The sequence below is a fragment of the Actinomadura formosensis genome (genome assembly GCF_050948385.1).
In the GTDB taxonomy this organism is placed as follows: Bacteria; Actinomycetota; Actinomycetes; order Streptosporangiales; family Streptosporangiaceae; genus Spirillospora; species Spirillospora formosensis.
In genome coordinates this window covers 2356816-2377581 of sequence record NZ_CP192011.1, presented here as the reverse complement: position 1 = coordinate 2377581, position 20766 = coordinate 2356816, and the positions used below count along the sequence as shown (strand labels likewise).

Sequence of the window (20766 nt, the reverse complement as noted above, 5' to 3'; positions counted from 1 at the left end):
GGAAAGCGGCCGGCCGGCCATCCCACAGCCCCCAGCGCAGCCGTCCCTTCTCAGGACGGCTGCGCTGGAGGTTCTGCTGCGGACCGGCCGGCCGGTCAAAGCCGGGATCAGGAGTTGTGCTGGCCGGCGTCGTCGCCGCCGCGGCGGGTGCGGCGGCGGCGCGGGCCGCGCCCACCGTCGTCGCGGCGCTCCCGGCGCTCGCCGGAGTCGTCGCCCCCCGACGCCTCGGCGCCGGCGTCCTCATCGCCCTTCTCGGCCCTCTCGGCGGCCTCGCGCTCGATGACCTCGACCGGCACCAGCGACAGCTTGCCGCGCTGGTCGATCTCGGTGACCTCCACCTGGACCTTCTCGCCGACGCCCATCACGTCCTCGACGTTCTCGATCCGGGCGCCGCCGTGCAGCTTGCGGATCTGCGAGACGTGCAGCAGGCCGTCCTTGCCGGGCAGCAGCGACACGAACGCGCCGAACGTGGTGGTCTTGACGACGGTGCCGAGGAACCGCTCGCCGACCTCCGGCATGTGCGGGTTCGCGATCGAGTTGATCGCCTGCCGGGCGGCCTCGGCGGACGGGCCGTCGGTGGCGCCGACGTAGATGGTTCCGTCGTCCTCGATCGTGATGTCGGCGCCGGTGTCGTCCTGGATCGAGTTGATCATCTTGCCCTTGGGGCCGATGACCTCGCCGATCTTGTCGACCGGGACCTTGATCGTGATGATCCGCGGCGCGTTCGGGCTCATCTCGGCGGGCGCCTCGATGGCCTCCTGCATCACGTCCAGGATCGCCAGGCGGGCACCCTTGGCCTGCTTCAGCGCGGCGGCCAGCACCGACGCGGGGATGCCGTCGAGCTTGGTGTCGAGCTGCAGCGCGGTGATCAGGTCACGGGTGCCGGCGACCTTGAAGTCCATGTCGCCGAACGCGTCCTCGGCACCGAGGATGTCGGTCAGCGTGACGTACTCGCCGCCCTCGTTGATCAGGCCCATCGCGATGCCCGCCACCATCTGCTTGAGCGGGACGCCCGCGTCCAGCAGCGACATGGTGGACGCGCAGACCGAGCCCATCGAGGTGGAGCCGTTGGAGCCGAGCGCCTCCGACACCTGCCGGATCGCGTACGGGAACTCCTCACGGCTCGGCAGCACCGGGATCAGGGCGCGCTCGGCGAGCGCGCCGTGCCCGATCTCGCGGCGCTTGGGCGAGCCGACCCGGCCGGTCTCACCGGTGGAGTACGGCGGGAAGTTGTAGTTGTGCATGTAGCGCTTGGTGCGCTCGGGGTTGAGCGTGTCGATCGTCTGCTCCATGCGGAGCATGTTCAGCGTCGTCACGCCGAGGATCTGGGTCTCACCGCGCTCGAACAGCGCCGAGCCGTGCACCCGCGGGACGACGTGCGCCTCGGCGGTCAGCTGGCGGATGTCCTTCGGGCCGCGGCCGTCGATGCGCAGCCCGTCGCGGGTGACCCGCTCGCGGACCAGCTTCTTGGTGACGGCACGGTAGGCGGCGGAGATCTCCTTCTCGCGCCCCTCGAACCGCTCGGCGAGCTTCTCGGCGGTGGCCGCCTTGATCGCGTCGAGCCGGGTCTCGCGCTCCTGCTTGCCGGCGATGGTCAGCGCCTGCGCCAGCTCGTCGCCGACGGCCTCGGTGACGGCGGCGAGCACGTCGTCCTGGTAGTCCAGGAAGATCGGGTACTCGGCGGTCTCCTTGGCGGCGACGGCCGCGAGGTCGCTCTGCGCCTTGCACAGGACCTTGATGAACGGCTTGGCGGCCTCAAGGCCCTCGGCGACGGTCTCCTCCGTCGGGGCGGTCGCGCCCTCGCCGACGAGCTTGAGGGTGTCGCGGGTGGACTCCGCCTCCACCATCATGATCGCGACGTCGCCGTCCGGCAGGACGCGCCCGGCGACGACCATGTCGAAGGTGGCGCGCTCCAGCTCGGGGTGGGTGGGGAAGCCGACCCACTGGCCCTCGATCAGCGCGACGCGGACGCCGCCGATCGGACCGGAGAACGGCAGGCCCGCCAGCTGCGTGGACATCGAGGCGGCGTTGATCGCCACGACGTCGTACAGGTGGTCGGGGTGCAGCGCCATGATCGTCTCGACGACCTGAATCTCGTTGCGCAGGCCCTTGGTGAACGACGGGCGCAGCGGCCGGTCGATCAGCCGGCAGGTGAGGATCGCGTCCTCGGAGGGACGGCCCTCGCGGCGGAAGAACGAGCCGGGGATGCGCCCGGCCGCGTACATCCGCTCCTCGACGTCCACGGTCAGCGGGAAGAAGTCCAGGTTCTCCTTGGGCTTCTTGGACGCGGTGGTCGCCGACAGCACCATCGTCTCGTCATCGAGGTAGGCGACGGCGGAGCCGGCCGCCTGCCGGGCCAGCCGGCCGGTCTCGAAGCGGATGGTGCGGGTGCCGAACGTGCCGTTGTCGATCACGGCTTCGGTGCTCTGCGCACCGTCGATGCGCACGGCTTCTGTCACGGGAAACCTCCTCAAGGGTTCCATGTCGGTCCTCGCGGCCGTTTCCCGCCGGCTTGTCACGCTGCCGGTCTTCGATCGAAGCACCCGGATCGAGATCGCCGCCGATGCGGCGCAACGGATCCGGAAGCCACTACCGAGGACCGGCCCGCACCAGCGGTGTCCGCGAGGCTTGTCTGCAGTTGTGCGGCCGGGGCCGGGCGGGCCCTCCGGCCGCGGGGGGCCACAAAGGAAGGGAGTGGCCCCACGGGCCACTCCCTTACCGTCTAGCGGCGCAGGCCGAGACGCTCGATCAGCTGCCGGTAACGGTTGATGTCCTTGTTGGCGAGGTACTTCAGGAGCCGGCGACGACGGCCGACCAGCAGCAGGAGGCCCCGGCGGCTGTGGTGGTCGTGCTTGTGCTCCTTGAGGTGCTCGGTCAGATCGTTGATGCGGCGTGTCAGCAGCGCGACCTGGACCTCCGGCGATCCGGTGTCACCCTCAGTGGTCGCGTATTCGGCGATGATCTGGTTCTTCGTGGCGGTGTCGAGCGACACGTGGCTCCTTCGATGGGATCGTCACCCGCAGATCCGGACCCGGAGGGCGCACGGTCCGCATGGTGCGTTTAAGAGAGTGGCGGGCCGCATGAGGGTGCAGCCAGCCGCGCCGGGGCCCTTCCCGGCGACTCTTCACCGTACCATGCCGGAAACGCCGTCCGTCACGAAGCGAAAGCCTCTGTTGTCGCAGGGTACGCACCACACCGGGGTGGTCTGCGGGGACGGCTCACCGGGGCCGGCCGGAGGTGACCTCCCGAGCCCGCGCGACATCCCGGTGCATCTCCTCGATCAGCGCCTCGATCGAGTCGAACTTCAGCGTGTCGCGGATGCGGGCGGCGAAGTCGACGCCCATGTGCTCGCCGTACAGGTCGAGGTCGTCACGGTCCAGTGCGTACGCCTCGACGGTCCGCTCCCCCGCGCCCTCGAACGTCGGGTTCGTGCCGATGGAGATCGCGGCGGGCCAGCGGAAGTCCGGGTAGCGGTCGGAGTCGCAGACCAGCCAGCCCGCGTAGACGCCGTCGGCCGGGATCGCGGTGTGCGGCAGCGTCTCCAGGTTCGCGGTGGGGAACCCGAGCGCGCGGCCCCGCTGGTGGCCGCGCACGACGACGCCCTCGACGCGGTGCGGGCGGCCGAGCGCCCGCGCCGCCGCCTCGACCTCGCCGGCGTCGAGACGTCCCCGGATGTAGGTGGACGAGATGGTGTCGCCGTTGGCCACGAGCGGCATCCCCTCGGCGGTGAAGTCGTACTTCTCGCCGAGCTCCCGCAGCAGTGCGACATCGCCCTTGGCCTTGTGCCCGAACCGGAAATCCTCGCCGACGATGACGTGCGCCGCGTGGAGCCGGTCGACCAGGACCGACTGGACGAACTCGTCCGGCGGCATCTTGGACAGCTCAAGGTCGAACGGCACGACCACGACCGCGTCCGTGCCGAGGCCCTCCAGCAGTTCGATGCGGCGCCTGGTGGTGGCGAGCAGCGGCGGATGGCTGCCCGGCCGGACGACCTCGTCGGGGTGCGGGTCGAACGTGATGACCACCGAGCGCAGGCCGCGGCGGCGGGCCTCCTCCGCCGCCGCGCCGACGATCCGCTGATGGCCGCGGTGCACGCCGTCGAACACCCCGATGGTGATCACCGAACGGCCCCAGTCCGCGGGGACCTCGTCGAGGCCATTCCAACGCCGCACCTTTGTCTCCCTGCGTAGGACGTGCCTGCCGGCCTTCTCCTGCGTCCTTAAGACTGCCATGCGCCGGCCGCGCCGGTCGCACCCAGGGGGTACCCGTCACCCGGACCGGTAGACGACCAGCGATACCGCGATGTACTGCAGGATGTAGGCGGCGAGGGTGCAGGCGTGGAACACCTCGTGGAAACCGAACCAGTGCGGGAACGGGTCGGGGCGGCGCAGCCCGTACACGACGCCGCCGACGCTGTAGCAGATGCCGCCGGTCGCGACCAGCACGCAGGCGGCCACGCCGGCGCCGGCCAGGAACTGTGGCAGGAAGAACACCGCGACCCAGCCCAGCACGATGTAGAGGGTCACGTAGAGGGCGCGGGGGGCGCCGATCCAGGTCGTCCGGAAGACGACGCCGGCGACGGCGCCCGTCCAGACGGTGAGGAGGACGGCGAGACGGACGCCGCCGTCCAGCGCCACGACGGCGAACGGCGTGTACGTCCCGGCGATGATCAGATAGATGTTGGCGTGGTCGAAGCGGCGCAGCACCTCGATCAGCCGATGCGAGCGCTGCCGATGGTACGTCCCCGAGATTCCGAACAGCATCCCCGATGTCGCCACGTACACCGCCGACGCGAGCCGCGCCTGCACGCTCGGGCCCAGCGCGACCAGCACCAGCCCGGCGATCAGCACCGCGGGGAACGCGCCGAGGTGCAGCCAGCCGCGCAGCCGGGGCCGGGTCGGGGACGCCACCGGGGGGTGGTCCTTCACAGTGGTCACGGACACCTCCTCACCAACTAACCTACGCCCACGTAGGTTACGTGAGCGTAGGTTGCCGTGCATTACTTTCGTCCGGTGATGCTCGCCACGGGCGCATCGCCCGCCCTACCACCTGCCCTGTCGCCCGGTCAGGACGCCCCGGTCAGGACATCCGGTCAGGACATCCGGCTCAGGACACGAAGACGGCGAGCGGCTTGGCGGCCCCGCCGTGCTCCTCAACGAGGGCGAGCAGCGTCCCGTCCGGTGCGAAGACGCCGACCGGGCCCGGCCCCAGCCCCGCGGCCGGGAGCCGCCCGCCGTGCGCGACCTTGCGGGCCTCGTCGTCCGACACGTCCCGGCGCGGGAACACCGCCGCGACCGCCTCGCCCATCGGGAGGATCTCCAGCTTCTCGCCGAGCTGGTCGAGGGTCCGCGCCATCGGCAGGTCGTAAGGGCCGACGCGGGTGCGGCGCAGCGCGGTCAGATGGCCGCCGCACCCGAGGGAGGCACCGAGGTCGCGGGCGAGCGCGCGGATGTAGGTACCGGACGAACAGGAGACGGAGGCGTCCACATCGACCACGTCGCCCCGCCGCCGGACGTCCAGGACCGTGAACTCGCGCACGGTCACCGGACGTGCCGCGAGCGCGACCTCCTCCCCCTTGCGCGCCATCTTGTAGGCCCGCTCGCCGTTCACCTTGATCGCACTGACCTGCGGCGGGATCTGCTGGATCGTCCCGGTCAGCCCGGCGATGCCCGCGCGCAGCGTCTCGTCCGTGACGGACCCGGCCGAAGCCGTCGCGGTGATCTCGCCCTCGGCGTCATCGGTGTTGGTCGCCTGGCCCAGGCGGATCGTCGCGTCGTACCCCTTCTCCGTCAGCGCGAGATGACCGAGGAGCCGGGTGGCCTTGCCGACCCCGAGGACGAGCACGCCCGTCGCCATCGGGTCGAGCGTGCCCGCGTGCCCGACCCGCCGGGTCCGGGCGATCCGCCGCATCTTCCCGACCACGTCGTGCGACGTCCAGCCGGCGGGCTTGTCCACGATGACGAGTCCCGAATTGTCCACGCGCGCTCCGCAATCTCAGTCGTCGCCGTCGCCGGGCACGCGCAGCGCCGCACGCAGCCGGTCGATGATGCAGGCGGGCTCCCCGCCCATGGTGAACGCGGCGGCGGTCCGGTGCCCGCCTCCGCCGAGGTCGACGCAGGCGCGGCCCACGTCGACCGAGCCCTTGGACCGGGTGGACACATACCACTCGCCCCGGTCGTTCTCCTTGCACACGACCGCGACCTCGGCCTCATCCGTGCGCCTGAGCTGGTCGATGACGCCTTCGAGCTGGTCGTAGCGGACGTCGCGGGCGTCCCGGTCCGCCCGGGGGATCGTCGTCCACACCAGGCCGCGGCCGCCGGCGGCGTCGCGCTCCAGCCGGGCCCGCGCCAGCGCGCCCGCGAGCACCTGCAGGTAGCCGAACGGCGCCCGGTCCCACAGCTCGCGGCCGACCGCGTCCGGCCGGACTCCCGCGGTCAGCAGCCGCCCCGCCAGGTCGTGGACCTCGGGGGTCGTGCACGGGTACTTGAACGAACCGGTGTCGCTGGCGAGCCCCGCGTACAGGCATTGCGCGACGTCGCGGTCCAGCGGGACGCCGAGCCTGCGGATCAACTCCTCCACCAGGACCGCCGTGGCGGCGGCGGCCGGATCGACGAGCCGCACGCCGCCGAACCCGACATTGGACGCGTGGTGGTCGACGACGATCAGCGCGCCCGCCCGGTCGGAGCGTCCGGCGAGGGAGCCGAGCCGGGCCCGGCCCGCCGCGTCCAGCGAGATCATCAGCTCCGGCGCCTCCGGCAGCCGGGCGGGCTCCACCAGCATCTCCTGCCCCGGCAGGAACCGCAGGATCGCCGGCACGGTGAACGGCTCCCCGAAGGACGCCGCGCACCGTTTGCCGAGCGCCCGCAGCACCTGCGCGAGCGCCAGCATCGAGCCGAGCGCATCCCCGTCCGGGGTCACGTGGCAGACGAGGCAGACCTCCTCCGCCGCGTTGATCAGCCCGACCGCGCGGTCCCATTCGAGATCGGCGGACGTGCCCGCGTGCGCGCCGGCCCGTCCGCCACCGCCACCGCGCGGGACGGTGTCATGGCCGCCCGCGCCGTACCCGTCCGCATCGTGCAGGTGGCACTCCTCGGGCCGGCCGGCGCCCGGAGGCTCCGCGCGCACCTCCGGTCCGCTCACGATGACGGGCGCCCGGAACTGCCGTCCTCACCGTCCCCCGCCGCCTCGTGCCCCGCGGAGCCGGCGTCGTCGGCGTCGAGGTCCTCCTCGTCCGCGGCCGCCTCGCGATAGGGGTTCGCGTCACCGGCCGGGGCCGCGCCCTGCGCGGCCCGCGCCACCTCGGCGTCCTTGGCGCGCGCCTTGGCCAGCAGGTCGTCGATGTGCGCCGCGTTCTCCATGAGGGAGTCCATGACGAAGGTGATGCTGGGCGTGTGCCGGACCCCCGTCTTGCGTCCCACCTCCGACCGGATCACGCCCTTGGCGCTCTCCAGCGCGGCGGCCGTCTCGGCGCGCTCGCCGTCCGACCCGTACACCGTGTAGTACACGGTCGCGTCGCGCAGGTCGTTGGTGATGCGGGTGTCCGTCACGGTCACGAAGCCGAGCCGCGGATCCTTGATCCGCCTCTCCAGCATCTCGGCCACGATCTGCTGGATGCGGTCGGCGAGCTTACGCGCCCGGGCTGCGTCCACCATGATCGCACTCCCTTTCTCTGGTCTGCCGACCCTCTATGGTCCAACGACGACCCGTACCCACACCTCGGGTCGTTTCCTTGCGGGGGATGACCCTCCGCACCCCGGCGACATGGACGCAACGTCGTCTTCCACCCCGCCAGAGCCCCGTTCCAGCCGTCCTTCAGTCGTCATCGTTGAAGATCCGCCGGCGGGCGGACAGCAGCTCGATCTCCGGCCGCCCGGCCACCAGGCGTTCGCACTGGTCGAGCACCTGGGTGCAGTTCGCGGCGGTACCCGAGACCACCGCCACCCCGATCTCCGCCCTGCGGTGCAGGTCGTTGTCACCGGTCTCGGCAACGGCCACCGCCGGGAAGTGCTTGCGCACCTCCGCGATGACGGGCCGGACGACGGACCGCTTCTGCTTCAGCGAACGGACGTCCCCCAGCAGCAGGTCGAGTGTCAGCGCACCCACGTACACCTGGTCGATCACCTCGGGATCTTCAAAGATGGAACGACGGGGATCACCCGCCGTGTTCCCGGCCGCGCCCGCGGGCGGTGGGCGCGCCGGACATGACGGACGCCAGGCCAGAAGATCCGCCCGGCGTCGTGCCGCCCGATCGAACGATCACATCGGCGGCGAAACGGCCGTCCGCGGGCCCGGCCGGTGGGGGCCGGGCCCGCGGGCGTGCCGGCTGCCTCAGTCGCGGGGCTTCTCCCGCATCTCGAAGCACTCGATGACGTCGCCCAGCTTGAGGTCGTTGTACCCCACGCCGATACCGCACTCGAAGCCCTCGCGGACCTCGGTCGCGTCGTCCTTGAAGCGGCGCAGCGACGACACCGTGAGGTTGTCGGCGACCACGACGCCGTCGCGGACGAGGCGGGCCTTGGCGTTGCGCTGGATGATCCCCGAGGTGACCATCGAGCCGGAGATGTTGCCGATCCGCGGCACCTTGAAGATCTCGCGGACCTCGGCGGTGCCGAGCTGGACCTCCTCGAACTCCGGCTTGAGCATGCCCTTGAGGGCCGCCTCGATCTCCTCGATCGCCTGGTAGATGATCGAGTAGTACCGGATGTCGACGCCCTCGCGGTCGGCCAGCTCCTGCGCGTTGCGCTCCGGCCGCACGTTGAAGCCGATGATGACCGCGCCCTCGGACGCCAGCGACAGGTTGACGTCGTCCTGCGTGATCGCGCCGACACCGCGGCGGATGATCCGCAGGTTGACCTCGTCGCCCACGTCGATCTTGAGGAGCGAGTCCTCCAGCGCCTCGACGGAACCGGACACGTCGCCCTTGAGGATGAGCAGCAGCTCCTGCCGGTCGCCGCGCTCCAGGTCCTTGAACAGGTCCTCGAGCGAGCTGCTCTTGCGGCTGCGCAGCAGCTCGGCGTTGCGCTTGCGCGCCACCCGCTTGTCGGCGATCTGCCGGGCGACCCGGTCGTCGTCGACGACGAGGAAGTTGTCACCGGCGCCGGGCACGGCCGCGAGGCCGAGCACCATCACCGGACGGGACGGGCCCGCCTCCTCGACGTTCGTGCCGTTCTCGTCCAGCATCGCCCGGACACGGCCGCTGGCCACACCGCAGACGATCGAGTCGCCGACCCGGAGCGTGCCGCGCTGCACCAGCACGGTCGCCACGGCGCCCCGCCCCTTGTCCAGGTGGGCCTCGATGGCCGAGCCCTGGGCGGGCATGTCGGGGTTGGCCTTCAGGTCGAGCTCGGCGTCGGCGGTCAGGATGATCGCCTCCAGCAGCCCGTCGATGTTCGTGCCCTGCTTGGCGGACACGTCGACGAACTGCGTGTCGCCGCCGAACTCCTCGGCGACCAGGCCGTACTCGGTGAGCTGCGCCCGGACCCGGTTCGGGTCCGCGCCCTCGACGTCGATCTTGTTGACCGCGACGACGATCGGGACCCCCGCCGCGGTGGCGTGGTCGATCGCCTCGGTGGTCTGCGGCTTGACGCCGTCGTCGGCCGCGACCACCAGCACCACCAGGTCGGTGGTGTCGGCACCGCGGGCACGCATGGCGGTGAACGCCTCGTGACCCGGGGTGTCGATGAAGGTGATCTTGCGGTCCTCGCCGTCGACCTCGGTCTCGACCTGGTAGGCGCCGATGTGCTGGGTGATGCCGCCGGCCTCGCCCGCCTGCACGTTGGCGTGCCGGACGGCGTCCAGCAGCTTGGTCTTACCGTGGTCGACGTGGCCCATGACGGTGACCACCGGCGGACGCGACTGGAGGTTCTCCTCGCCGCCCTCGTCCTCGCCGTACTCGATGTCGAAGGACTCCAGCAGCGCGCGGTCCTCGTCCTCGGGGCTGACGACCTGGACGTCGAAGTCCAGTTCGAGCCCGAGCGACATCAGGTCGTCGGGGTCGACCGACTGGGTCGCGGTGACCATCTTGCCGAGATGCATCATGATCGCGACGAGCGACGCCGGGTTGGCGCCGATCTTCTCGGCGAAGTCGGTCAGGGACGCGCCCTGCGGCAGCCGGATCGTCTTGCCGTTGCCGCGCGGAGCCGAGACGCCGCCGACGGCGGGCGCCTGCATGTTCTCGAACTCCTGGCGACGCGCCCGCTTCGACTTGCGTCCGCGCGCGGGGCGCCCTCCGGGACGTCCGAAGGCGCCCTGTGTGCCGCCGCGGCCACGGCCGCCGCCACCGGGACGGGGACCGCCGAAGCCGCCACCGCCGCCGCCCGGACGACCACCGGCACCCGCACGGGGACCGCCGAAGCCGCCACCGGGACGACCGCCGCCGCCCGGACCGCGACCGCCGCCACCGGGACGACCACCGCCGCCGCCACCACCCGGACCACGGCCGCCACCACCGGGACCACCGCGCCCGGGGGCGCCGGCGGGCCGCGAGGACGGCATGTTCATCGGGCTCGGCCGCGGACCGCCCGGACGGGGCGGCATGCTGCCGGGGTTCGGACGCGGACCGCCGGCGCCCGGGGCACCGCCCGGACGCGGAACGGGGCGCGGACCGCCCGCGGCACCGCCGCCGCCCGGACGGTCACCGCCCGGACGGGGGCCGGGACGCGGCCCCGGCTTGGGCGCCTGGCCCATGCCGGTGTTGGTCGAGCTGAAGGGGTTGTTGCCCGGACGCGGCCGGCCGCCGCCTCCACCGCCCTGCCGGGGCCCTGGACGCGGGCCGGGCTTGGGCGGGCGGGGGCCCGGCTTCGGGCCGCCCGGCACGCGGTTGCCGCCGCCGGGACCACCCGAGGGCGGGGCACCCGGGCCCTGCGCCACGGGCGCGTTCACCGGCGTGCTCGGCGCCGGCGGGACCGGCGGACGCGGAGCCGGCTTGGGCACGCCACCCCCCTGGCCACCGGCGCCACCGGGGCTACCAGAGCCACCGGGACCACCGGAGCCGCCGGGGCCCGGACGGGGTGCCGCCGGACGCGGTGCGGCGGGACGCGGCGCCTGCGGGCGCGCGCCCTGCCCGTCGGACGCGCCGCCGGGCGGACCCGGACGCGGCGCGGCGGGACGCGGAGCCGAAGGTCGCTTCGGCGCGCCCCGCTTGTCCCCCTGCTTGGGGGACGAAGAAGAATTTGAGAAGGCTTCTGTCAGCCTGCGAACGACCGGCGCCTCAATCGTGGAGGACGCCGACCGTACGAACTCGCCCATTTCCTGGAGCTTGGCCATGACGACCTTGCTCTCGACACCGAACTCCTTGGCGAGTTCGTAAACCCGGACCTTCGCCACTGCACTCCCTACTCGGTCCGGGGGTGCGGCCTCCGGACCGTCGCTAACTTGCCGTACTCATCGCGGCGTGCTCATCGAGCGCTCATAGCAATCTCGACCTGCTTCCGACTAGACGTCGCTTACCATTCGGCCATCCTGCTGCCGCGCGGCGCGGGCCGCAAGCCGCTCCCGCAGCATGCCACCGTCGAGCGGCCCCGGCAGGCGGAACGCCCGCGGGAACGCCCGACGCCGCTCCGCGAGCTCGAGACACCCCGGCTCGGGATGCAGATACGCACCCCGTCCCGGCAGGCACCCGTCGAGGTCGGGGGCGATGACGCCCTCGACCACCACCAGGCGCAGCAGGTCGGACTTGACCGTGCGAACCCGGCAGCCCACACACGTACGTACAGGGGCCGCCCGGCCACGTTTCATGAGTCTACCGCGCCGAGGCGTCGGCGGGGCCTGTCGCATGCTCTCCTGACGTAGAAGATCCGGTTTGGCCGGACTCGGTGGTCTTCACGGGCGCCTGCTCGGGCTCGGTGTCGGAGCGGATGTCGATCCGCCAGCCGGTCAGCCGGGCCGCGAGGCGGGCGTTCTGCCCCTCCTTGCCGATGGCCAGGGACAGCTGGTAGTCGGGCACGACCACCCGGGCGACCCGGGCGTCGGCGTCGACCACCTTGACTTGGGAAACCCGCGCGGGCGACAGGGCATTCCCGACGAACTCCGCGGGATCGTCCGACCAGTCCACGATGTCGATCTTCTCGCCGTGCAGCTCGGCCATCACGTTGCGGACCCGGCTGCCGAGCGGGCCGATGCAGGCGCCCTTGGCGTTCACCCCCGGCTTGCGCGAGCGCACCGCGATCTTGGTGCGGTGGCCGGCCTCGCGGGCGATCGCCGCGATCTCCACGGTGCCGTCGGCGATCTCCGGAACCTCCAGCGCGAACAGCTTGCGGACGAGGTTCGGATGCGTCCGCGACAGCTGCACCGACGGCCCGCGGTGCCCCTTGCGGACCTGCACCACGTAGGCGCGCAGCCGATCGCCGTGGTCGTAGCGCTCGCCGGGCACCTGCTCCTGCGGCGGGAGGACGGCCTCGATCTTGCCGAGGTCGACCAGCACGTTCCGCGGGTCCTTGCCCTGCTGGATGATGCCGCTGACGATGTCGCCCTCGCGGCCGGCGTACTCGCCGAACGTCAGCTCGTCCTCGGCGTCCCGCAGCCGCTGCAGGATCACCTGCTTGGCCGTGGTCGCCGCGATGCGGCCGAACCCGGTCGGGGTGTCGTCGTACTCCCGGAGGTCGTTGCCCTCCTCGTCGGTCTCGGTCGCCCACACGGTCACGTGCCCGCTCTCCCGGTCCAGTTCGACGCGCGCCTTCGGCGCCGCGCCCTCCGTCCGGTGGTAGGCGATCAGCAGGGCGTCTTCGATGGCCTTGACGGCCACATCGAGCGAGATGTCCTTCTCGCTCTCCAAGCTCCGCAGGGCGGTCATGTCGATGTCCACGAGGTTCCCCCCTCTAATCCGGCTCAGCCGGAGAACGCTTTTCCTCGGCCGCGTGGTTCGAAGGAGAGCCGCTCTCGGCGGACGACCCCCCGGGCTCCCCGGGGAGGTGCTTGAACTCCACCTGCACGCGACCGCGCCCCAGCTCGCCGAGGCCGAACCGGCGCCGCACCGTCTCCGGCCCGGCGTTCTTCGGCCCGGCGGACCTCCCGCCGCCCCCGGCTCCCCTGCTCCGGCGCTTCTGGACGACGTCGATCTCGACGGCCTCGTCGTCGGCCGCCACCACACGGCCCTCGATCTGGCTCCCGTCGGCCAGCGGGGCGACGACCAGCCGGCCGACGGCACGGCGCCAGTGCCGCGGCTCGGTGAGGGGTCGGTCGACGCCGGGCGAGGTCACCTCCAGCACATAAGGCGAGGTCCCCATGGCATCGGACTCGTCGAGCAGCCGGGAGACCGTCTCGCTCAGCCGGGCGATGTCGTCGAGGCTGACCCCGTCGTCCCCGTCCACGACGATCTTGACGAGCCGGCGGCGGTCGGCCGGGCGCACATCGATCTCCTCCAGATCGAAGCCCGCGGCGTTCACCGCGGGCGCGAGCAGCCGGGTCAGCGCGGCGATGGTGGCATCGCGCGACGGGCGCGCGGAGCCGTCGGCACCCCTGCCCGGACCGCGCCCCCCGTGAGCGCGGCCACCACGGGACTCGACGCTCATGGGTCCTCCCTCTGTTGTTGCGCCTGCGATCGCGGATGTCACCGCTCGTCCGTCGACACCTCAAGACTATCGACAGCCGGGGACCACAGCGGTCTTTCCGGCGGCACGGCGGCGCGGCGGATATGGAATGCTTGAGCTGGCCTGATGACGCGTCCAGAGCCCGCGACCGCGGAGGGCCACCGCCACCACACCACCGGGTGAGGAGACTCCCTTGCCAGAGGCCGTGCCGCGCATGCCGGAAATCGTGTCACGCCGGGCCCTGCTCGGCCGGGCCGCCGCGCTGGCCGGTGGCGCGCTCGTCCCGCCCTGGCTCGCGGGCTGCACGGCGGAGGCGGCCCCGCGCACGGACGTGTCCGTGCTCATCGGCGCGATCGCGTCCGAGCAGAGCCTGATCGCGGCGTACGAGGCGGCGCTGTCCGTCGCCCCCTCGCTGGCCGGGCGCCTGAGCCTCGCCCTCACGCACCACCGGGAGCATCTGGCGGTCCTGAAGCGGCACTACGTGCCCGGCTCCGGCGACCGGGCGGTCCAGGGCGGCGCCACCCCCTCCCCCGGCACGGCGCCCCTGATCCCCGTCGGCGGTTCCGGGGCGCTCGCGGAGTTGCGCGGTGCGGAGGAGCGCGCGGCGCGGGCACGGACGGCCGACGCCGCCAAGGCGGGCCCTGCGCTGGCCCAGTTGCTCGCCAGCATCGGCGCGTGCGAGGCGGGCCACGCCATGACGGTGAAGGGCGGGGCTCCGGCGGTCCGGGCCGCCTCCGACACCCGGGCGGTGCAGACGGCGCTGGCCGCCGAACACGCGGCCGTGTACGGGTACGGGGTGCTCGGCGCCCGGCTGCGCGGGCCGCTGCGGGAGACCGCGAAGGAGATGTGGAACGAGCACCGGGCCCAGCGCGACGCGCTCGTGTCGATCCTGTCCGCCGTGCCGGTCGCGGCGGCGCCGGCGTACCGGCTGCCGGTCAAGGTCACCGACGCGCGCGGCGCCGCCCGGCTCGCGGTGGTGCTGGAGGACGACCTCGTCCCCGCCTACGTCGGCCTCGCCGGGCTCTCCTCCCCGGATCTGCGGGCGTTCGCCGCCGACAGCGCGCAGCGGGCGATGGCGCGGTCGGCCCGCTGGCGTTCCCGGGCGGGCGTCCCGGCGCCGCGCGACGCCTTCCCCGGGCTGCCGTCCGCGGCCCTGTCGCCGCGTCCCGAACCGGGGGAGTGATCTTCCGCACGATGGGAACAATGCGCCCGATCGATCGCGTTGGTCCCGGTGGTGCAGGGACTACCCACAGGGACCACTCGGGGGAGGAGCCCAAACGTGACCACCACTCCGCAGGACGGCGGGCGCAGCGCCCTCGACGAGCTGCGGGACACCTACCGCGAACAGCTCGACCGGCTCGCGGCCGAGCGTGACGCCGCACGGCGCCAGGCGCGCAGGGCGCAGGCGCAGGCGGACGTGGCGCGCGCCGACCTCGCCAGCCTCAAGAGCCGGGTGGCCGAGTTGCTGAACGCCGCCGCGCGGCACCTGCCGGACCTTCCGGCCGCGGAGGTCCCGCCGGCGGTGGAAGGCCGGGCCAGGGCAGAGCTCCCCGCCGGGGACGGGCCGAACCGTCCCGCCCACGCGGCCTGACACCCGCGCGGCCTGACAGAGGAGGAACGGCCCGCCCAAGGGCCGTGCGGGGACCGCCGGGTCCACCGGTCCCGGCGGTCCCCCTCTTGTCACCAGTAGAGTTCGCCAGATGACCGCGTACGGCCTCCTCGTCTCTCCCTCGCACAACCGCGTCTATGCCCAGGCCGCCTCCCGCCTGGTGAAGGCCGAGCTGACGGTGTTCAGCGAACAGGCCCTCGGCGGACGCGTCGGCGACATTCAGGAGACCGCCATCGGCGGCGTCCCGTACGTGACGTTCTCCGCCGACGACCTGTCGGACCAGGATGTGCGCCTTCTGTCGAACCTGTCGTCGCTCTACGCGCTGTTCCAGATCGAGGACGGGCTGCTCCGTCCGGTCTTGCTCCGGCCCCTCGACGTGTTCGGCAGCGACCTGCTGACCATCCAGAAGTACTCCGGCAAGACGAACGAGTACTTCACCAAGCTGCTGCTGAACGTCACCGCGATGGCGACCGATTCGCCCATGGACCTGGTGACCGGCCGTCCCCGCGTCCTCGACCCCATGTGCGGACGGGGCACGACCCTCAACCAGGCCATGATGTACGGGCTGGACGCCGCGGGGATCGATATCGACGGCAAGGACTTCGACGCCTACTCGGCCTTCATCAAGACCTGGCTGAAGAACAACCGGGTCAAGCACCAGGCCGAGATCACCAGCGTCCGCCGGGAGAAGGCGGTCCTCGGGCGCCGTCTCCACGTCACGCTCGGCGCGTCCAAGGAGCGCTACAAGAGCGGCGAGACGATGGAGATCACCGTCGTGAACGCCGACTCGCTGCTGGCCGGGAAGTTCTTCCGCCCGGCCTCGTTCGACCTGATCGTGACCGACGCTCCGTACGGCGTCCAGCACGGGAGCCGTCCCAAGGGCGCGGGGCCCGGCGGCAAGGGGAAGCCGCAGTTGTCGCGCAGCCCGATCGATCTGCTGACGGCCGCCGTGCCCGAGTGGACGCGGCTGCTGCGTCCGGGCGGCGCGATGGGGATCTCCTGGAACACCTTCGTCGGCCGCCGTGAGCAGCTCGCCGAGATCCTCACCTCCAGCGGGCTCGACGTCCGGGACTCCGGCGCCTACCAGGACTTCCGCCACCGCGTGGACCAGGCCATCTCCCGCGACCTGATCGTTGCCGCGAAACCCTCACGGTGAATGCCACCGCTCCACGTGCGGAAGCAGTTCGTCCAGTCCGTGGATGAGCGCGTCCGGGGGCGTGAGGCCCGGGCGTTCGAAGGTGTGGGTGGTCTGGTGCCAGATCTGGACGGCGCGCAGGCCGGCGGACTTGGCGCCGTGGATGTCGTCGTACGGGCGGTCGCCGACGAACACGCAGGATTCGGGGTCGGTGGCGCCGACGGCGTCCATGGCGGCGCGGAACGCCTCGGCGTGCGGCTTCGTCCAGGGGATCTCGCTGGAGTAGACGGCGCCGTCGAGCAGGCCGAGGACGTCGTCGCGGACGAAGACGCGCTCGTGCCACTCGCGGGACCAGATGGTGTTGGACAGGACACCGATCTTGATGCCCCGCTCGCGGAGGGCGTGGAACAGGCCGGGGACGGCGGGGTCGGTGTGGGTGTGCGGGGTCCAGGTCTCGAAGTGCGTCGCGAGGAGCGGCTCGGTGGGCTCCACCCCGGCCATCGCGAACACCTCGTCGAGCGTGGCGCTGCGGTGCTCCTCGGTGCCGCGGCGCCACAGCTCCATCTCGGCGTCGGCGAGCGCGGCGGCGGCCCTCTCGACCGTCTCCGGGGGCAGGTGGGCGGAGCAGATCGCGCGCCACATGTCGGCCAGTTCGAGGTCGTGCCAGGGGGTCAGCGTGCCGCCCCAGTCGAAGATCACAGCTTGTACGCCCATGCACCGGATCGTAACCACCCGGACGGCGTACGCCGGTGTCCTCGGCGGGCTCGTCGCCGTCCGCGAGTAGGGGCCGGGTCAGCGGGGATACCGGTCCGATCACATGAAATCACGACAAACCGGGAGGAATCCATGAGGGCACGCGAGCCCGGGGAGTCCCGCGACTTCCGCGCGGACATCGACCACATGGGCGACGACGATCAGGACGAGCAGATCCGCCTGACCGAGGAGTACGTGACCGACCCGCCCGAGGACCTGGTCATCGAGGAACCCGAGCAGAGCCGGGACGGACTGAGCATCACCGAGTACGAAAAGGAGGCGGCCAGGCCGGGCGACCGGGATCGGCCGCATCCGGACACCCCCGCCGAGGCCGACGCCGTGCACCCCACCCGCCGGCCCTGACCGCATCCGGCGCCCGCACGGGCCGGGTGCGGGCGCCGGGGCGAGCCCCCTGGCCGGCAGCCGATCACGGCCGCCGGTGACGCGTGTGACACGGGCCCCTTTGCGGTTCGTTTCCGCACCGGCGGGAATGTCATAGGTGGGCCGTAGGTTGCGCAATGCGGGCTAGCTTGCGAGGTGACCGGGACATGCATGAGACAGTCACGGCACCGGCTGATCCCCCCGCCGACGTCGAATCCCCTTTCCCGCCCCATGACGAGCGGGAGGACCGGCGCCCCTGGTGGCGGCGCAAGGCGGGCCTGCTCGTCCAGTGGGCACTGGTCCTGACGGCCCTCGCCCTCCTCCCCCTCTACCGGGACGAGCTTCCCGACCTCGGTGCCATCTGGACGGCCGCATCGAACGCCGATCCCGGCTGGCTCACCATGGTCGTCCTGGCCGTGGCGGGGTCGATGGGCGCGTTCGCCCGGCTGCAGCGCCGGCTGCTGCGCATCGGCGGGCTGCGGATGCCGCTGCGCCGCGCGTTCGCGATCACGTACGCGGGCAACGCACTGTCCACCACGCTGCCCGCGGGCCCGGCGGTGAGCATCGTCTACACGTTCCGCCAGTTCCGGCGGGGCGGAGCGTCGGCTCAGCTCGCCACGGCGGTGATCCTGGCCGGCGGCGTGATCACCACGACCGCCTACTCGCTGATCGGCCTGCTGGCGCTGCTCGCCGACCCGCACGCCCGCGGGCCTGCGCTGATCGCGCTGGGCCTGCCGCTGATCCTGGCGGTATCACTCGTCCCCGTGCTGCGCCGGCCGTCGCTGCGCGCCCTGGTGACCGCGCCGCTGCGCCGGGGCTACCGCGCCGCGCTCGCCCACCCCGGGATCGCCCCGCACGCCGAGCGGGTGGCCGGCGTCCGCGACGTCCTGCGCCCGGCCCGCCGCGACTGGGCGGCACTCGCCGCACTCGCCCTGCTGAACTGGGGGTTCGACATCCTCGCGTTGCTGTCGGCGGCGCACGCGGTGGGCATCGAGGTTTCGCCGAACGGCATCGCCCTCGCCTACTTCGCCGCCCAGGCGGCGGGCAGCGTGCTACCGCTGCTGCCGGGCGGGCTCGGCGCGATCGAGGGCAGCATGGCCGCGTCGCTGGTCGCGTTCGGCGCGACGCTGTCACCCGCCGCCGCGGCCGTCGGCCTCTACCGGCTCGTGTCGTACTGGGGTGTCGTCGCGGTCGGCTGGATGGCCTGGGGCGTCCTCCACGAACACGGCCGCCTGGGAGCCCGCGTCAAGGGCCGCCTCACCACCGCCGGCGCCCTCCTGATGGACGGCATGATGGCCTTCGCGTTCGTCACCCCTTATACCGCGGTCCCCCTGCGCACCCCCGAGATCCGCCGCTGCGGCGACGCGATCACACCGGGCTGTCTTCGGGGGCTCTGAGGCGGGCCAGCACCTGGACGGGGTCGGCCAGGACCTCCGCGAAGGCGAACTCGGCCGCGCCCACGAGCGTGGTGTCGTCGCCGAGGGCGGTGGTGCGGAGCTTGACCTTTTCTCGGGGCGCGGCGAGCGCGCCGGTCGCAAGGACGCTGCGGATCTGCGCGGCGGCACCGAGATAGATGTCGCGGAGCGTCCCGCCGAAGACCACCATGCCGGGGTTGAACACGTTGACGAGGTTGGCGACGCCGAGGCCGAGCCAGGTGCCGACGCGGTGCAGCGCCTCCCGCGCCACGATGTCGCCCGCGTCGGCGGACGCCACCACCTCGCGGACCGCGTCCCGCCCCGCCTGTCCGGGCATCTCCGCGCGGCCGGCGTGGTGCAGCAGGGCCCGCTCCCCCACCTCCGCCTCCAGGCAGCCTTTGGAGCCGCACGCGCAGGGCCGTCCCCCCGGATTGACGATCATGTGGCCGATCTCGCCGCCGAAGCCCTCCTCGCCGCCGAGCAGCCGGCCGTGCGCGATGATGCCGCCGCCGACGCCGACGTCACCGTGCAGGTAGATGAGGTTGTCGCAGTTCACTCCGGCGCCGCGCTCATGTTCGGCGAGGGCGCCGAGGTTGGCGTCGTTGCAGACCGAGACGGGGATGCCGAGGCCGAGCCGGCGCGACAGCGCGTCACCGAGCCGGAGGTCGCCGGCCTCGAGGTTCGGCCCGAACACGATGGTGTCGTCGGACCGGCGCACCATGCCGGGGAACCCCAGCGCGGCGCCCACGCAGACGGCGTCGCGTTCGGCCTTGCGGACCAGGGACCGGGCGCCCGCGACGAGCACGCCCAGCAGCTCGGCGGGGTCGGAGCCGCGGGCCCGCACGCCCTCGCGGCGGTCCAGGACGACACCGCCGAGCCCGACGCGCGCGACCACGAGCCGGTCGACGCCGACCTCGAACGCCAGCACGTACACCCGGGTCGACTCGGGCCGGACGACGAGGGACGGCCGCCCGGCGCGGCGCCCCGGGCCGCGCGGCAGTTCCTCCCGGACGAGCCCCGCGGCGGTGAGGTCGGACGTCAGCGCCATGATCGTGCTGCGGTTGAGGCCGAGCGACTCGGCGAGCGTCGCCCGCGACGCGGGGCCGCGCAGGTGCACGAAACGCAGCAGGGTCCCGAGGTTGTGCCGCCGGATGTCCTCCTGTGACGGGCCCGCCTTCATCATCGGCGTAGCCCCAGCTCTCCGCTGACACCGGAGGTGATCAGCTCGACGATCTGCCGGTGGGTGACGTCGGCCGTCCTGACCTGCGCGACCATCCGGCCGAGGTAGAGCGCGGCGATCCGGTCGGAGACGGCGAAGACGTCGTTCATGTTGTGCGAGATCAGCACGACGGCCAGGCCCCTGTCGGCGAGCCGCCGGACGATCTCCAGGACCTGCTGGGTCTGCGCGACGCCGAGCGCGGCGGCGGGCTCGTCCAGCACGACGACCTTGCTGTCCCACAGGACGGCGCGGGCGATCGCGACGGTCTGCCGCTGCCCGCCGGACAGGGTCGCGATCCGCTGCCGGACCGAGCCCATCGTGCGGACGGCGAGGCCGGACAGCGTGCTGCGCGCCATCTCCTCCATCGCGGCCTCGTCGAGGGCGAGGCCGCGGCGCCGCTCGCGGCCGAGGAAGAGGTTCTGGACGATGTCGAGGTTCTCGCAGAGCGCGAGGTCCTGGTGGACGATCTCGATCCCGAGGCGGGCGGCGTCGCGCGGGCTGCCGACCCGGACCGGTCTTCCCTCGAAGCGGTACTCGCCCCGATCGGGGGGATGGATGCCGCCGATGCACTTGACGAGGGTCGTCTTGCCGGCGCCGTTGTCGCCGACGAGCGCGGTGACCTCGCCGGGGTGGGCGCAGAACGCGACATCGTGCAGAACCTTCACGGACCCGTAGCTCTTGTCGATGCCGCGGAGGTCCAGTGCTGGCGTCACTGACATGCCGAGGGG

The 20766-nt window shown here is 72.5% G+C and carries 20 protein-coding genes; 5 read left to right on the top strand and 15 right to left on the bottom strand.

Annotated features, from left to right (window positions below; all coding sequences use genetic code 11):
• Window positions 1–107 precede the first annotated feature (107 nt).
• The 12 genes from ACQP1N_RS11285 to rimP all read right to left on the bottom strand — a co-directional run bounded on the left by ACQP1N_RS11285 (window position 108) and on the right by rimP (window position 13508).
• The gene (locus ACQP1N_RS11285) at window positions 108–2483 is read right to left on the bottom strand and encodes a polyribonucleotide nucleotidyltransferase (RefSeq protein WP_433230991.1); all 2376 of its coding nucleotides are present in this window, start codon (window positions 2481–2483) and stop codon (window positions 108–110) included.
• Between the two features lie 239 nt (window positions 2484–2722).
• Complete coding sequence (rpsO, locus tag ACQP1N_RS11280; protein WP_067792110.1) at window positions 2723–2992, bottom strand: 30S ribosomal protein S15; 270 nt, start codon at window positions 2990–2992, stop codon at window positions 2723–2725.
• 226 nt (window positions 2993–3218) lie between these two features.
• On the bottom strand, window positions 3219–4172 hold the full coding sequence (locus tag ACQP1N_RS11275) for a bifunctional riboflavin kinase/FAD synthetase (RefSeq protein WP_067792113.1): 954 nt from the start codon (window positions 4170–4172) through the stop codon (window positions 3219–3221).
• Between the two features lie 96 nt (window positions 4173–4268).
• Entirely contained in the window at window positions 4269–4937 is a 669-nt protein-coding gene (trhA, locus tag ACQP1N_RS11270; RefSeq protein ID WP_433230987.1) for a PAQR family membrane homeostasis protein TrhA, read from the bottom strand.
• Between the two features lie 169 nt (window positions 4938–5106).
• Window positions 5107–5979 carry a tRNA pseudouridine(55) synthase TruB gene (gene truB, locus ACQP1N_RS11265; RefSeq protein ID WP_067792116.1) on the bottom strand — a complete coding sequence of 291 codons (873 nt, stop codon included), beginning with the start codon at window positions 5977–5979 and terminating at the stop codon, window positions 5107–5109.
• A 15-nt stretch (window positions 5980–5994) separates the two neighbouring features.
• The gene (locus ACQP1N_RS11260; RefSeq protein WP_242608708.1) at window positions 5995–7140 is read right to left on the bottom strand and encodes a DHH family phosphoesterase; all 1146 of its coding nucleotides are present in this window, start codon (window positions 7138–7140) and stop codon (window positions 5995–5997) included.
• Window positions 7137–7652 carry a 30S ribosome-binding factor RbfA gene (gene rbfA, locus ACQP1N_RS11255; RefSeq protein WP_433230982.1) on the bottom strand — a complete coding sequence of 172 codons (516 nt, stop codon included), beginning with the start codon at window positions 7650–7652 and terminating at the stop codon, window positions 7137–7139. Before rbfA ends, ACQP1N_RS11260 begins: the two co-directional genes overlap by 4 nt.
• Before the next feature lie 160 nt (window positions 7653–7812).
• Window positions 7813–8121, bottom strand: coding sequence for a DUF503 domain-containing protein (locus tag ACQP1N_RS11250; protein ID WP_242608709.1), 309 nt, complete (start codon window positions 8119–8121; stop codon window positions 7813–7815).
• Between the two features lie 207 nt (window positions 8122–8328).
• Window positions 8329–11325 (bottom strand): translation initiation factor IF-2, encoded by a 2997-nt coding sequence (gene infB / locus ACQP1N_RS11245; protein ID WP_433230978.1) that lies wholly within the window; start codon window positions 11323–11325, stop codon window positions 8329–8331.
• A 108-nt stretch (window positions 11326–11433) separates the two neighbouring features.
• Entirely contained in the window at window positions 11434–11700 is a 267-nt protein-coding gene (locus ACQP1N_RS11240; protein ID WP_067801761.1) for a YlxR family protein, read from the bottom strand.
• 40 nt (window positions 11701–11740) lie between these two features.
• Complete coding sequence (nusA, locus tag ACQP1N_RS11235) at window positions 11741–12790, bottom strand: transcription termination factor NusA (protein ID WP_084263174.1); 1050 nt, start codon at window positions 12788–12790, stop codon at window positions 11741–11743.
• 25 nt (window positions 12791–12815) lie between these two features.
• On the bottom strand, window positions 12816–13508 hold the full coding sequence (rimP, locus tag ACQP1N_RS11230) for a ribosome maturation factor RimP (RefSeq protein ID WP_433230975.1): 693 nt from the start codon (window positions 13506–13508) through the stop codon (window positions 12816–12818).
• 211 nt (window positions 13509–13719) lie between these two features.
• Here rimP and ACQP1N_RS11225 point away from each other — a divergent pair, with 211 nt between their 5' ends.
• The 3 genes from ACQP1N_RS11225 to ACQP1N_RS11215 all read left to right on the top strand — a co-directional run bounded on the left by ACQP1N_RS11225 (window position 13720) and on the right by ACQP1N_RS11215 (window position 16291).
• Entirely contained in the window at window positions 13720–14709 is a 990-nt protein-coding gene (locus tag ACQP1N_RS11225; protein WP_242608727.1) for a ferritin-like domain-containing protein, read from the top strand.
• A 96-nt stretch (window positions 14710–14805) separates the two neighbouring features.
• Complete coding sequence (locus tag ACQP1N_RS11220) at window positions 14806–15117, top strand: hypothetical protein (protein WP_067801754.1); 312 nt, start codon at window positions 14806–14808, stop codon at window positions 15115–15117.
• A gap of 109 nt (window positions 15118–15226) precedes the next feature.
• The gene (locus ACQP1N_RS11215; RefSeq protein ID WP_433230970.1) at window positions 15227–16291 is read left to right on the top strand and encodes a TRM11 family SAM-dependent methyltransferase; all 1065 of its coding nucleotides are present in this window, start codon (window positions 15227–15229) and stop codon (window positions 16289–16291) included.
• On the opposite strand, the gene ACQP1N_RS11210 is transcribed toward ACQP1N_RS11215, so the two are convergent.
• The gene (locus ACQP1N_RS11210) at window positions 16283–16984 is read right to left on the bottom strand and encodes an HAD family hydrolase (RefSeq protein ID WP_067801742.1); all 702 of its coding nucleotides are present in this window, start codon (window positions 16982–16984) and stop codon (window positions 16283–16285) included. The genes ACQP1N_RS11215 and ACQP1N_RS11210 overlap by 9 nt on opposite strands.
• A gap of 132 nt (window positions 16985–17116) precedes the next feature.
• Between ACQP1N_RS11210 and ACQP1N_RS11205 the strand changes: the two genes are divergently transcribed.
• Window positions 17117–17386 (top strand): hypothetical protein, encoded by a 270-nt coding sequence (locus ACQP1N_RS11205; protein ID WP_067801740.1) that lies wholly within the window; start codon window positions 17117–17119, stop codon window positions 17384–17386.
• Window positions 17387–17571: 185 nt separating this feature from the next.
• Window positions 17572–18801: a lysylphosphatidylglycerol synthase transmembrane domain-containing protein gene (locus ACQP1N_RS11200; RefSeq protein WP_067801737.1), complete on the top strand. Its 1230-nt coding sequence runs from the start codon at window positions 17572–17574 to the stop codon at window positions 18799–18801.
• On the opposite strand, the gene ACQP1N_RS11195 is transcribed toward ACQP1N_RS11200, so the two are convergent.
• Both ACQP1N_RS11195 and ACQP1N_RS11190 read right to left on the bottom strand, forming a co-directional pair.
• Window positions 18773–19999 (bottom strand): ROK family transcriptional regulator, encoded by a 1227-nt coding sequence (locus ACQP1N_RS11195; RefSeq protein ID WP_067801735.1) that lies wholly within the window; start codon window positions 19997–19999, stop codon window positions 18773–18775. The two genes, ACQP1N_RS11200 and ACQP1N_RS11195, sit on opposite strands and share 29 nt — an antisense overlap.
• Window positions 19999–20757, bottom strand: coding sequence for an ATP-binding cassette domain-containing protein (locus ACQP1N_RS11190; protein ID WP_067801769.1), 759 nt, complete (start codon window positions 20755–20757; stop codon window positions 19999–20001). The genes ACQP1N_RS11195 and ACQP1N_RS11190 overlap by 1 nt, the downstream gene beginning before the upstream one ends.
• Window positions 20758–20766 lie beyond the last annotated feature (9 nt).